A 12,618-nucleotide genomic window follows, 5' to 3' on the forward strand; every position below is an offset into this window, starting at 1 on the left:
ACACCTTAAACCTAGAAGAAAGCATTACTTCTAGTTTACGCAGGCTCCCGGGCGTCCGCTGTCCACGCCCGCAAGTGTACTCCCACGGCAAAATTCCGTCCGAAACCGCGCCGATCACCGCCGCACTGTTCCGCGGCCGTCAGCTTTCGGCCAGGCTCCAGCGGGCGCCGTCGGGCGTGTCCTCCACCGCGATGCCGGCCTGGGCCAGCGCATCACGGATGGCGTCGGCCCGAGCCCAGTCTTTCGCGGCGCGGGCATCGAGCCGCTGCTGCAGCTGCCGCTGGACGAGGGTGTCCAGGGCCCGGTGTTCAGGTCCGGCGGAGCCTTTGGGCTGCTGCACCGCGTCCAGTCCCAGCGCCTGCGTCATAGCGAGCACCGAGTGAAGGGCCTCCCGGACCGCTTCGGGGTCGCCCTTGCCAGGGCAGTGTTGCCGGCGCGGACGGTGTCATGCAGTACGGCCAGCGCCTGGGGCACGTTGAGGTCGTCGTCCATTGCCTCGGCGAAGGCTGCCGGCATCGATGAGCTGCTCACCACGAAGCCCTGGCCGCCGGTGCCGTAGACCTTCCCCGTGCCTTGCCGATGAATCCGTCAATGCGTTCGACGGCGGCTGCGGCTTCCTGCAGGGAGGTGGGACGGTAGTCCAGCACCGAACGGTAGTGTGCCTGGCCCAGGTAGTAACGCACCACCCGCGGCGGAGCTTCGGCCAGCATTTCCGACGGACTGACCGTGTTGCCGATCGACTTGGACATCTTCTCGCCTTCGAAGGTGACCATGCCGTTGTGCATCCAGAAGTTGGCGAAACCGTCACCGGCGGCCTGCGACTGGGCCATCTCGTTTTCGTGGTGCGGGAAGCGCAGGTCCAGGCCGCCGCCGTGGATGTCGAACTGCGGGCCGAGGTATTTGGTGACCATGGCCGAGCATTCCAGGTGCCAGCCGGGCCGGCCCCTGCCCCAGGGGCTGTCCCAGGCGGCGCTCCGGGCTCGCCGTCCTTGTGGCCCTTCCACAGCGCGAAGTCGCGCGGATCGTGCTTGCCCCGGGGGCCGGCGTCGGGCGCTGCCTGCATGTCGTCAATGTTCTGCCGCGTCAGTGAACCGTATTTGTCCCAGGAACGGACGTCGAAGTAGACGTCCCCGGAGTCGTCCAGTGCGGGATAGGCATGGCCGGCTTCGATCAGCCGGGCGATCAGCGCGTGCATTTCCGGAATATGGCCGGTGGCGCGGGGCTCATAGGTGGGCCGCTGAACGCCCAGGGTGTCGTAAGCCTTGGCGAACTCCTGTTCAAACCGGTAGGCCAGCGCCCACCACTGTTCATCGGGCACGACGTCGGCACTTGGTTCGGCGCCCACGGAGTCGGCGGACTTGGCCAGGATCTTGTCGTCAATGTCGGTGACGTTGCGGACCGTGGTGACCCGGTAGCCGCGGAACTGCAGCCACCGGGTGAGCTGGTCGAACACAATGGCGGAACGGATGTGTCCCACGTGCGGCCTGCCCTGCACAGTGGCGCCGCAGTAGTACAGACTCACCTCGCCCGGTTTGAGGGGAACGAAGTCGCGGACCTGCGCAGTTGCGGTGTCATAGAATCTCAAGCTCACCGCTCTAGGCTATCGCTTGGCGGCGCCTGCGGGCTCAACTGCCGGGCGGCAGCGGGTTTTGCACCTGCACGACGACGGCGGTGGCGACCGCGGCGATTCCCTCGCCGCGTCCGGTGAAGCCCAGCCCGTCGGTGGTCGTAGCCGAAATGCTCACCGGGGCCCCGGCCGCTCCGCTGAGGATGGCTTCGGCCTCGGCACGGCGGGGAGCGAATTTGGGCCGGTTACCGATCAGCTGCACCGCCACATTCCCGATCTCGAATCCGGCACCGCGCACGATCCGGGCCGCTTCCTCCAGCAGGGAGAGTCCGGAAGCGCCGGCATACTCGGGCCTGTCAGTGCCAAAATGTGTTCCGAGGTCGCCAAGTCCCGCGGCGGAGAACAGGGCATCCGCTGCTGCATGGGCCACCGGATCCCCGTCGGAGTGGCCGGCCAGGCCGCGTTCGCCGTCCCACAACAGCCCGGCAACCCACAGCGGGCGGGGAGCCTCATCCGGAGCGAAGGCGTGCACGTCAACACCAATACCGGTGCGGGGAAGGTTCATTGCAGGCACTGGCTAGTCCTCCTGGAGTTTCTGTCCGCTGGCGAGCACTGCTTCGGCAAGCAGGAGGTCCAGCGGAGTGGTGATTTTGAGCGAGCGTTCCGATCCCTCCACAACGTAAACCTCGGCGCCCAGGGACTCGGCGAGCATGGCGTCGTCGGTCACCGCCGCGGCCTGCTCGGCGCTGAAATCCTCCACGGCCCGGTGCGCACGGCGGAGCAGTGCGGCGTCGAATCCCTGCGGGGTCTGGACCGCACGCAGCACGGACCGGTCGGCGGTGCCGGTGACCCGGCGGGGCGCTGCGGCGGTTTGGCCGTCAGCCGTTTCCTCGGTGCTCTTGATCGTGTCGGTGACGGGAACGGCGGGGATGACCGCCGCGGCGCCGGCCGCCAGCGCATCAGCGACCCGCCTGAAGACCTCCGGCGGCGTCAGTGCCCGCGCGGCGTCGTGCACCAGGACGGCGTCGAGATCCTGCGGCAGGGCATCCAGCGCCGCGCGGACAGACGCCGAGCGGGTTGCCCCGCCCTCGACGACAGTGCAGGGAACGGTGAGCTTTGCGTCCCGGCACAGGGCGTGCATGATGGTGTCCCCGGCGGGAACGGCGACGGCCACGGCCGCGGCAATTCCAGCGTCCTGGACTCCCTGAAGCGCGTGGGCAAGGAGCGCGACGCCGGCCAGGGGCACCTGGGCTTTGGGCACGCCGTAGCCCAGCCGCTGCCCTGAACCGCCTGCTACGAGGATGACGCCGATCCGCCGGCGGGAAACTGTTGAAGACACCCCTCCAGCCTAATGCCCGGGAGGCCCAGGCGGCCCCGGCCGGCCTGCGCCTGCCGGTACCACTGCTAGGGTCTCTCCGGTTATCGCCCCCGCTAACGACAAAATGCCGGCCCCTAAGGACCGGCAGCGTGCCGTTGTGCTGCGTTCGTGTTGTGCCGTTGTTTTCTACTGCGTTAGCTTGCCAGAACCTTGTCCAGGACAACTGCGGCCTGGTCTTCATCCGTTTTTTCGGCCAGTGCCAGTTCCGAAATCAGAATCTGGCGGGCTTTTGCAAGCATCCGCTTTTCCCTGCAGAAAGTCCGCGGTCGTGGTCGCGGCGCCACAGGTCACGAACGACCTCTGCCACCTTCACCACGTCACCGGACGCAAGCTTCTCCAGGTTCGCCTTGTACCGGCGCGACCAGTTGGTGGGCTCTTCAGTGAGCTCGGCCCGCAGCACGTCGAACACGTGCTCCAGACCTTCTTTGCCCACCACATCGCGCACCCCAACGAGATCGACGTTCTCAGCCGGTACTTCTATGGTCAGATCACCCTGTGCCACCTTAAGCTTGAGATACATCTTCTCTTCGCCCTTGATGGTCCGCATCTTGATCTCTTCGATCTTCGCGGCACCGTGGTGAGGGTAAACAACTGTTTCGCCAACCTCAAAAACCATGTGGACTTTCCCCTTTCCCAGCCTCTAGTTTACCATGTGTGCGACACGCCGAGAAGAGTTTTCGCAGGTCAGGTGCCGGATCATGATCCGCCTAGGTATTATTCGGGGCCCGGTCCATGCCCCCACCTGCGGCGATGGTCTGGCAGACGCCCGTTTCGCGACCCCCGTTGACGGCCCGAAATCCAACATTTAGACCGTTTGCCGATAGGCTAGGCACAAAAGATAGCCTTCGGTCGCAAGACCGCAATACCCCAGGAGTTTTGTGCTGTGAGATTCACACCCAAGAACCGGGCGCAGCGCGCAGCTGCCGCCGGTGTAATTGCGCTGGCCGTACTGGGAGTCTCCAGCTGCAGCGCAGTGAACGAGCAGGCAACGGTGCGCGAATACTCGCCGTCGGACGGCATCGTCGAGAACGTCGGCGAGGTGGAGCTGCGAAACCTCCTGGTGGTCAGCAACGGTGACGGCGAAGCCGGCCGCCTGCTGGGGACAGTGGTAAACGCCTCCCCCGAGAATGTCGAGTTTTCCCTCGCAATGGGAGGTACCACACTGGAGTGGTCCATTGAATCCGGTGACAAGGTCATCTTCGAGGATGCCCAAACCGACACGGTTACTGTTCCCAACGTCGACACCCTTCCGGGCACCGGCCTCCGCGCCGATGCGAGCAACGGAGCTGAAACCGTCGAGCTGAACGTTCCCGTCGTCGACGGCACGCTGGAGGACTACCGCGAGTACCTGCCGACGCCTTCCCCGGCTCCGATGGACACCGCCACCATGGTTCCCTCCGATCAGGCCACGGATGTCCAGCAGGACACCGGTGTCGACACCGGCACTGCCACCACGGAGCCCACAGAATCACAGTAGGCTCCCGGCCGCGCCAACGCGCGGCGGGACCCCAAGAAGATATGCGAAGGGACCCGGCAGCTGCCGGGTCCCTTCTTTCTGTCTGCGCTCATGACCCCTGACCGGCGTCGCTGCTCCGTGCCGGCTTCGCCGGCTGAGCTGTTGCCGGGTCAGGGTTCGAACTTGTAGCCCAGCCCGCGCACCGTTACCAGGTGCCGGGGCAGGGAAGGATCCGGTTCAATCTTCCCGCGCAGGCGTTTGACGTGGACATCAAGGGTCTTGGTGTCGCCCACATAGTCGGCACCCCAAATCCGTTCGATCAGCTGGCCCTGGTTAGCACCCGGCCCGAGTTGCGAAGCAGCATCTCCAGCAGTTCAAACTCTTTGAGCGGCAGCGGGATGTCCGCCCCATTAACGGTGACCACATGCCGGTCCAGGTCCATCCGCACCGGCCCCGCTTCCACGGTGGGGCCGGACAGGTCACCGCCATCGCTGCGGCGGCGCAGGACGGCCCGGATCCGGGCCAGCAGTTCACGGGAACTGTAGGGCTTGGTGACATAGTCGTCGGCACCAATCTCCAGGCCGACCACCTTATCGATCTCCCCGTCCAGGGCAGTCAGCATGATGACCGGGACGTCCGAGCGCTGCCGGATCTGCCGGCAGACCTCGGTTCCCGACTGGCCAGGCAGCATCAGGTCCAGCAGGATCAAATCGGCACCGCGCCGGTCAAACTCGGTCACGGCGTCAGTGCCGTTGTCCACCACTGCGACCTCGAATCCCTCTCGCCCCAGCAGGTAGGCGAGGGGGTCGCTGAACGACTCCTCGTCTTCGACTATCAGGATCCTGCTCAAGCACGAACTCCTTGTTCCCGGCTGCCGCCGGCGGCAGCGGACTTACTTCCGGTATCGGCCGCGGCGCGCTGCGGCCGTGCCGGTGCAGCGTCCGCTGATTCCATTTCCGGCAGCCGAACAGTAAAGGTGGATCCCTGACCCGGCTGGGACCAGAGGCTGATTTCGCCTCCGTGGTTGGTGACCACGTGTTTGACGATGCTCAGGCCCAGGCCGGTTCCGCCCGTATGGCGCGACCGTGCACTGTCGACGCGGTAAAAGCGCTCAAAAATCCGTTCCTGGTCATCCGGATGGATGCCCGGACCCTGGTCCGTGACGGAAACCTGCGCCATACCGTCGCGGGACCGCAGCCCCACGCCTACCCGGCTGCCCTCCGGCGCGTAGCGGATGGCGTTGTCGATGAGGTTGCGGAAAGCGGTGGTCAGCATTTTCGCGTCACCGTACACGGAGCCCTCCACGGTGCCGCCGATGACGACCGTCGTGTTCCGGTTCTCCGCGGGCAACCGGTTGGCCTCCACGGCATCGGCCACCAGCCGGTTGATGTCCACCTCACGGGCGCGGTCCACCATGTCGGTGCTCTGCAGGCGCGACAGTTCGATGATGTCCTGCACCAGGGCGGTAAGCCGGGACGATTCCTTGCTCATTCGTGCGGCGAAGCGGCGGACCGCCTCCTCGTCCCCCGCGGCGTCGTCCAGCGCTTCTGCCAGCAGCGAGATGGCACCCACCGGAGTTTTCAGCTCGTGGGACACGTTCGCGACGAAGTCGTTGCGCACTTCCTCGGTGCGTGCTCTTTCCGTGTGGTCGTCAGCCAGGATCAGGATGTACTCCTCTCCGACCGTGGAGACCCGGACCTGCAGGATGGTGCTTCCCTGCCCCAGCGGGCCGCGCTGCAGTTCCAGCTGGCGTTCCTCGATGACCCCGTCGCGGCGCACGCGTGCCGTGAGGTCCAGCAGTTCGGGCGGGACGAGCGTGTGCCCGCGGACCAGGCCGAAGGCGTAGGCTCCGGGACTGGCCCGGACCACGCCGTCGACCGCGTCCACGACAATATAGGCCCGCCCGATGGCCGCCAGCACCTCGGCGGCCCCGTCGGGAAGGGCCGGTTCGTCACCGCCGGCCATCTCACGGCGCTGGTGCCGGCTCGCAACATAGGCAAGCACGCCGAACACTCCCACAGCCAGGCCGAGGACTCCGGCTACCAGGCCGAGCAATACAGGATTCACCCTCCTAGCTTAGGCTGACGGGCGGGGGCCGGGGCGACCCGCGGTGGCATAAGTCCCTGCGTTAAACTAACGTTCATCTGAAGATGCCCAATGGTTAACCCTTCGCTGAAATCCTGCCAATACGGCTGTGACAGGCAGCTGGGGAATGTTGGACGAGTGCTGCACGAATGAAAGGACCCGAAGTGCGTAAGGTTTTTCAAGCCGAGCTTCATCAGATTGGCGAAGAGCTGACCCAGATTTCCGAGCTCGTCACCGAAGCGATGCAGAAAGCCACCCTCGCCTTCGAAGGTGCCGACACCGAACTGGCGCAGGATGTGATTGCTGCCGACGCGCGGATTGATTTCCTCCAGAACGACCTCGACGAACGCGCCATCGACATCCTCGCTCTGCAGGGGCCCGTGGCCAGTGACCTGCGGATGATTGTGGGCTCCCTGAGGATGAGCGCATCGCTGGAGCGGATGGGCGACCTGGCCCGGCATATCGCCCAGCTGGCGCGGCTGCGGTACCCGGAGCAGGTGGTTCCGGAACCGATGGTGGACACGTTCAGCGAGATGGCCCGCCTGGACATCCGCATTTCGGAGCTGCTCACGGAACTCCTGGAAACGCGGAACCTGGATCTCAGCACCGAGATTTACGCCTGCAACTCACGCATTAATGAGCTGCACGCCGGTGTGTTCAAGGCTGTCGCGGCACCGGACTGGCAGGTGTCGGCGGTCAGCACAGTGGACCTGACCCTGGCCAGCCGGTATTTTGAGCGCTTCGCCGACCATGGGGTTTCCGTGACGCGCAAGGTCAATTATTTGGTCACCGGGGAATGGCAGCCCCTGTCGGAGTCCAGCCGGTAGGCGCCGGCATCAAAGGTTAACCGGAAAAGGGCGGCCCCGCGGGGCCGCCCTTTCTGCTTGCCCGTCAGTGGTCCGGGATGGGAAAGCTACTTCTTCTTGCCCTGGTTTGCCACGGCCTGGATGGACGCTGCCGCAGCTTCCGGGTCCAGGTAGGTGCCGCCGGCCTTCACGGGCTTGAGATCTCCGTCCAGTTCATAGACCAGCGGAATTCCGGTGGGGATGTTGACGGCGGCGATATCGGCGTCGCTGATGCCGTCCAGGTGCTTGACCAGGGCGCGCAGGGAGTTGCCGTGCGCTGCGATCATGACCGTCTTCCCGGCCTTGATGTCCTGCGAAATGTCCGACTCCCAGTACGGCAGGAAGCGCTCCAGAACGTCCTTGAGGCACTCGGTGCGGGGCAGCTCGTCCTGTGCCAGGTCCGCATACCGCGGATCGTGGGCCTGGGAGAAGTCGCTGTCGTCGGGCAGGGGCGGCGGCGGAGTGTCATAGGAACGGCGCCACAGCATGAACTGCTCTTCGCCGTACTCCGCGAGGGTCTGCGCTTTGTCCTTGCCCTGGAGGGCGCCGTAGTGGCGTTCGTTCAGGCGCCAGCTGCGCTTTACATCGATCCAGATGCGGTCCGCTGCGCCCAGGGCGATGTTGGCCGTGTTGATGGCCCGCTGCAGACGCGAGGTGTACAGGATGTCGGGCAGGATGCCGGCTTCCACCAGCAGCTCGCCGCCGCGGAGGGCTTCAGCCCGGCCAAGGTCCGTCAGATCCACGTCCACCCAGCCGGTGAAGAGGTTCTTTTCATTCCATTCGCTCTGGCCGTGGCGCAGAAGGATCAGTTTGTAAGTCATATAAGTCATGGTAACGGAGGACCCGTTGCCGGGGCAGGGCCCGCGTCCTGAGGAGTCTTACCCGGCCCGTAAAATTGTTTGGTGCAAAAACCGCAAAAAGCCGTAGGAAATGTGACCAGGGGCACTACAAACCCGAACAGGTTGCGGCGTGTGGACCGCTGGCTCGCCGGTCCGCAGGGCTGGCGGCTGCGGCGGGCTGCGGACCCGCTCATCATTGACCTTGGGTACGGCGCCGCTCCCACCACCGCCGTCGAACTCCATACCCGGCTTGGGCGCGTCCGCCCCGACATCGACGTCGTGGGCATTGAGATCGACCCCGCCCGGGTCCGGTCGGCCAAGGCGCTGGAGCGGGACGGGCTGTCCTTCCGGCAGGGTGGATTCGAACTGCCGGTGGACGGACGCCGGCCGGTGATGGTGCGCGCGTTCAATGTGCTGCGCCAGTACTCCGAGGAGGAGTACGGAGCCCACTGGGACATGGTCCGGTCGCGGCTGGCGGACGGCGGAATCTTCGTCGACGGGACCTGCGATGAAATTGGCCGGCGCTCCACGTGGGTGGAGCTGAACCCGGACGGGCCCGTGTCGCTGAGCATTTCAGTGCGGTTCGGCGCCTTCGAACTGCCGTCGGACGTGGCGGAACGGCTGCCCAAGGCGCTCATTCACCGCAATGTTCCGGGCGAGAAAGTCCACGCCCTGCTCCAGGCTATGGACACCGCATGGATTCAGGCAGCTCCACAGGCTTCCTACGGAAACCGGCAGCGCTGGCTGGCAATGTGCGCTGCGCTGATGGCTGCGGGCTGGCCCCTGCTCACCGGACCGGCCCGGTGGCGGCTGGGCGAAATCACCGTGGCGTGGGACGCCGTCGCACCGGCCTGAGGCAGGCCGGCACCCGGGCCGTTACTCTGCGCCCGAAACCCGGTTTCGGCTACCAGCCCCCGTAGGGGCCGGCGGAGCCGCGGCCGGAGCCGCTGACCGAGGGCTTGACGTCTGCCAGGTAAACACACGCCGCCACGAGTCCTGCGAGTGTGAGCGGCAGGAGCGCGCCCGGGCTCAGCGTGCCAAGGATCCCCACGGCAATGCCGGCTCCCGTCATGCCCATCCAGAAACCCTTGGTCCGTTTCCCGGTGGCTTCAAAAACGGCGGGCTTGCGCCGCACGGCATCGGAAAACGCCCAGAGCGCGATCACCAGCGTGGCCAGGCCCAGGGCCTGGTAAAACAACGGCTCAAGAAGGAAGACGTAAATCACTGTTTCAGCCTACCGTGCCAGCGCCTGCGTGAGGTCAGCCCAGAGGTCTTCGGCGTGCTCAATGCCCACCGACAGCCGCAGCAGGTTCCCGGGTACCGAGGCCGGTTCGCCGGGCTGGCGCCGCCTCCTCTCAATCAGGGATTCCACCCCGCCCAGCGACGTGGCCGGAAGCCACAGGCGCACGTTCTCCGCTACCGCTTCCGCTGCCGCAGCGCCGCCGGCCACTTCAATGCAAAGAATGGACCCGAACCCTTCCATCTGCTTGGCAGCCCGCTCATGGCCGGCGTCTCCGGGCAGGCCCGGGTAGCGGACCGCCTCCACTGCCGGATGATCCAGCAGCCGCTGCGCCAGCAGCGCGGCGGTGGCCTGCGAGCGCTCCACCCGGAGGGCAAGTGTCCGTAAACCGCGCAGCGCCAGCCACACCTCGAAGGGACCCGCAATGGCGCCGTGCAGGGAGCGGTAACTGTGCAGGCGGCCGCGCAGTTCCCCGTCGGAGGTAACCAGTGCGCCAAGCACCACGTCGGAATGCCCGGCCAGGTACTTTGTCACCGAGTGGAGCACGACGTCGGCGCCCAGCTCCAGCGGCCGGGTGACCAGCGGCGTGGAGAACGTGTTGTCCGCCACCACCAGCGCGCCGATGTCATGTGCAGCGTGAGTCAGCACCTCGATCTCGGCGACCTCAAGCATGGGGTTGGTGGGGCTTTCAATCCACAGCATGTCTGCGGGCCGTGCAGCGCCGGATTCGGCGCCGGAGCCCTGCAGAGCCGCGATCACCTGTTCGGTGTCCGCTATGTCCACGGTGCGGACCGTGAAGCGCCCGTTGTCAGCCTCACCGGCGGCCAGGAGCAAGGAACCCTGATAACTGTGCCGGGGCATCACCAGGATTCCCCCGGTGGGAATCAGGGAGAGGGCCGAGGCCACTGCCGCCAGCCCGGAGGAAAAGACCAGCCCCGGCAGCGCTGCACCCTCGAGCTCGGAAAGCGCCGTTTCGAAAGGGTCCCACGTGGGGTTGGAAAAGCGGCCGTACACCCGTTCGTCCGGAGCCGGAACCCCCGCCCCGTGAAAAGTGGACGAAAGCACGATCGGCGGATTGACCGGCGCATCCGGTTCCCGCGGAGGGCGGCCGGCAGCCACCACTACGGTCTCGGGGGAAAGGTTCGCGGTGGAGGAGCTCTTCGGCGCTTGCATCATGCCCCCAGCCTAATGCGCGGCGCTGTGCCGGGACTTTTGTTTCGGCCGCGTACCCGCAGGTTGCGGAATCCCCCACGTCACGGCCACCGCCCCTTCCGGTACGCTGCCCGTGACCCGGCGCCGCCCCGAAAGCATGCTTCACGCCAGCGGCTTCCCAGCTGGACTGGGTAGGCTAGGCGGGTGAGTACTTCCAATTCCCCGCCCGCCGTACAGGCCTGTTCATCACCCTTGAAGGCGGCGACGGAGCCGGAAAGTCCACCCAGGCCGCCAAGCTCACTGCGGCCCTTGAAGCGGCCGGCCGCACCGTGGTCCGCACCCGTGAGCCCGGCGGCACCCCGGTGGGTGAGCAGCTGCGCTCCCTGGTCCTGGAACACGGCAACGGTGAAATAGATGCCCGCACCGAAGCCCTGATCTTTGCGGCCTCACGGGCTGCGCACGTGACACAGGTGATCCGCCCGGCCGTGGAACGTGGCGAGGTGGTGGTCTGCGACCGCTTCATCGACAGCTCCGTGGCCTACCAGGGATCCGGCCGGTCGCTGGGCACGGATGATGTGCGGCAGCTGAACGTCTGGGCCACCGAAGGCTTCACCCCGGACCTGACCGTGCTGCTCGATGTTGATCCCGCGCAGGGCCGCCTGCGGCGCACGGCCAACCAAGCCGCCGAGGACCGCCTTGAATCCGAGCCCGACACCTTTCACCTGCGCATCCGCGGGGCCTTCCTGGAGCAGGCCCGGAACGACCCCGGCCGCTATTTGGTGCTCGACGCCGGACTGCCTGTGGGCGACCTGGCGGACACCATCCTGGCCCGGGTGCAGGAACTGCTGCCGTGAGTGTCTGGGACGATCTGCAGGGCCAGGCGCCGGTGGTGGACCAGCTGCGCCGCGGAGCCGCCCAGGCAACCCCCAACCACGCCTGGTTGTTCACGGGACCGCCCGGATCGGGGCGGTCCAACGCCGCCCGCGCCTTCGCTGCCGCCCTGCTGTGCGGCCAGCCGGACCCGGCGCTGCGCGGCTGCGGGGAATGCAAGGCCTGCCGCACGGCGCTCGCCGGCTCGCACGCGGACGTCACCTCAGTCACCACGGAAAAGGTGACCATCAGCATCGTGGAGGCACGGGAGCTGGTACGCAAGGCCCAGGACAAGCCGTCCACCGGCCGCTGGCGCGTCATCATCGTCGAAGACGCCGACCGGATGCAGGAACGCAGCACCAACGTGCTGCTCAAAGCCATTGAAGAGCCCCCGCCCCGCACCATCTGGCTGCTCTGCGCACCGAGCCCGGGCGATGTCCTGGTCACCATTCGTTCCCGCTGCCGGGCCGTGAGCCTGCGCCTGCCGCCGGTGGAAGACGTAGCCGAGCTCCTGGTTCGCAGGGACGGCATCGACCCCGGCACTGCCCGCGACGCAGCCCGGGCTGCGCAAAGCCATATCGGCATTGCCAAGCGGCTGGCCACGGACGAAGGTGCCCGCAGCCGGCGCGAATCCATCGTCCGGCTGCCGCTGTCCCTGCGCAATGTCAGCGGAGCCATGAAGGCTGCCGCCGACCTGGTGGCCCTGGCCGAAGCCGAAGCCACCAGTTCCTTCGAACAGCGCGACGCTGCGGAACGCCAGGCGCTGCTGGCTTCCCTTGGCGCACCGGAGACGGGGACGGTTCCGCCCGCAATCCGCAGCCAGGTCAAGCGGCTCGAAGAGGACCAGGCACGCCGGGCGAAACGGTCCAAAAACGACTACTTCGACCGCGCGCTGACTGATCTGCTTTCCTTTTACCGCGACGTCCTGATGCTCCAGCTGGGCAGCGGGGAGAGCCTGGTCAACGAATACCTGCGCCGGGAGCTGAGCGACTATGCGGCCCACGGTTCACCGGAACAGACACTGCTGCGCATGGAGGAAATCAACGTGGTCCGGCGGCGTCTGGTCTCCACGAACGTGGCACCGCTGCTGGCCATTGAAGCCATGGCCGTTAGCCTGTTGTAACAGCAGGCTGCGTTTCCGGCCGCCGCCCCAATACCGATCACCGCCCCTAAAACCGCCCACCGC

Annotated in this window: 11 protein-coding genes and 3 pseudogenes; 5 read left to right on the plus strand and 9 right to left on the minus strand. The window is 66.4% G+C overall.

What is annotated here, in order from left to right:
• Positions 1–139 precede the first annotated feature (139 nt).
• From cysS to OL239_RS18125, 4 genes and pseudogenes are all read right to left on the minus strand, one after another.
• Positions 140–1,591 (minus strand): annotated as a pseudogene (gene cysS / locus OL239_RS18110) (cysteine--tRNA ligase).
• Between the two features lie 34 nt (positions 1,592–1,625).
• Positions 1,626–2,132, minus strand: a complete 507-nt coding sequence (gene ispF / locus OL239_RS18115) for a 2-C-methyl-D-erythritol 2,4-cyclodiphosphate synthase (protein WP_268911816.1) — start codon at positions 2,130–2,132, stop codon at positions 1,626–1,628.
• Positions 2,133–2,144: 12 nt separating this feature from the next.
• A complete protein-coding gene (gene ispD / locus OL239_RS18120) occupies positions 2,145–2,906 on the minus strand; it encodes a 2-C-methyl-D-erythritol 4-phosphate cytidylyltransferase (RefSeq protein WP_268910050.1) in 762 nt (253 codons plus the stop codon).
• A 173-nt stretch (positions 2,907–3,079) separates the two neighbouring features.
• A pseudogene (locus OL239_RS18125) lies at positions 3,080–3,498 on the minus strand (CarD family transcriptional regulator).
• A 330-nt stretch (positions 3,499–3,828) separates the two neighbouring features.
• Between OL239_RS18125 and OL239_RS18130 the strand changes: the two are divergent.
• Complete coding sequence (locus OL239_RS18130) at positions 3,829–4,422, plus strand: hypothetical protein (RefSeq protein WP_268910051.1); 594 nt, start codon at positions 3,829–3,831, stop codon at positions 4,420–4,422.
• Positions 4,423–4,571: 149 nt separating this feature from the next.
• On the opposite strand, the pseudogene OL239_RS18135 reads toward OL239_RS18130, so the two are convergent.
• Positions 4,572–5,251 (minus strand): annotated as a pseudogene (locus tag OL239_RS18135) (response regulator).
• On the minus strand, positions 5,248–6,456 hold the full coding sequence (locus tag OL239_RS18140; protein ID WP_268910052.1) for a sensor histidine kinase: 1,209 nt from the start codon (positions 6,454–6,456) through the stop codon (positions 5,248–5,250). The pseudogene OL239_RS18135 and the gene OL239_RS18140 overlap by 4 nt, the downstream one beginning before the upstream one ends.
• Before the next feature lie 194 nt (positions 6,457–6,650).
• Here OL239_RS18140 and phoU point away from each other — a divergent pair, with 194 nt between their 5' ends.
• Complete coding sequence (gene phoU, locus OL239_RS18145) at positions 6,651–7,313, plus strand: phosphate signaling complex protein PhoU (protein ID WP_268910053.1); 663 nt, start codon at positions 6,651–6,653, stop codon at positions 7,311–7,313.
• 86 nt (positions 7,314–7,399) lie between these two features.
• Here the strand turns inward: phoU and OL239_RS18150 are convergent, their stop codons facing one another.
• Positions 7,400–8,152, minus strand: a complete 753-nt coding sequence (locus tag OL239_RS18150) for a phosphoglyceromutase (protein ID WP_268911817.1) — start codon at positions 8,150–8,152, stop codon at positions 7,400–7,402.
• A gap of 150 nt (positions 8,153–8,302) precedes the next feature.
• On the opposite strand from OL239_RS18150, the gene OL239_RS18155 reads away from it, so the two are divergent.
• Positions 8,303–9,025 carry a class I SAM-dependent methyltransferase gene (locus OL239_RS18155; RefSeq protein WP_442864175.1) on the plus strand — a complete coding sequence of 241 codons (723 nt, stop codon included), beginning with the start codon at positions 8,303–8,305 and terminating at the stop codon, positions 9,023–9,025.
• A gap of 49 nt (positions 9,026–9,074) precedes the next feature.
• On the opposite strand, the gene OL239_RS18160 is transcribed toward OL239_RS18155, so the two are convergent.
• Together OL239_RS18160 and OL239_RS18165 are read right to left on the minus strand one after the other, a co-directional pair.
• Entirely contained in the window at positions 9,075–9,395 is a 321-nt protein-coding gene (locus OL239_RS18160) for a DUF2516 family protein (RefSeq protein ID WP_268910055.1), read from the minus strand.
• Between the two features lie 9 nt (positions 9,396–9,404).
• Positions 9,405–10,586, minus strand: a complete 1,182-nt coding sequence (locus tag OL239_RS18165) for a trans-sulfuration enzyme family protein (protein ID WP_268910056.1) — start codon at positions 10,584–10,586, stop codon at positions 9,405–9,407.
• 215 nt (positions 10,587–10,801) lie between these two features.
• Here OL239_RS18165 and tmk point away from each other — a divergent pair, with 215 nt between their 5' ends.
• Both tmk and OL239_RS18175 read left to right on the plus strand, forming a co-directional pair.
• Complete coding sequence (tmk, locus tag OL239_RS18170; RefSeq protein ID WP_268911818.1) at positions 10,802–11,416, plus strand: dTMP kinase; 615 nt, start codon at positions 10,802–10,804, stop codon at positions 11,414–11,416.
• Positions 11,413–12,555 carry a DNA polymerase III subunit delta' gene (locus tag OL239_RS18175; RefSeq protein ID WP_268910057.1) on the plus strand — a complete coding sequence of 381 codons (1,143 nt, stop codon included), beginning with the start codon at positions 11,413–11,415 and terminating at the stop codon, positions 12,553–12,555. Before tmk ends, OL239_RS18175 begins: the two co-directional genes overlap by 4 nt.
• Positions 12,556–12,618: the final 63 nt, after the last annotated feature.

Origin of the sequence: Arthrobacter sp. ATA002 (assembly GCF_026898095.1) — a bacterium.
GTDB lineage: Bacteria > Actinomycetota > Actinomycetes > Actinomycetales > Micrococcaceae > Arthrobacter_B.

Bases quoted from the DNA above. Each gene is read 5' to 3' on its own strand.
- ispF (WP_268911816.1), bottom strand. From the start codon at position 2,132: ATGAACCTTCCCCGCACCGGTATTGGTGTTGACGTGCACGCCTTCGCT.
- OL239_RS18150 (WP_268911817.1), bottom strand. From the start codon at position 8,152: ATGACTTACAAACTGATCCTTCTGCGCCACGGCCAGAGCGAATGGAAT.
- OL239_RS18165 (WP_268910056.1), bottom strand. From the start codon at position 10,586: ATGATGCAAGCGCCGAAGAGCTCCTCCACCGCGAACCTTTCCCCCGAG.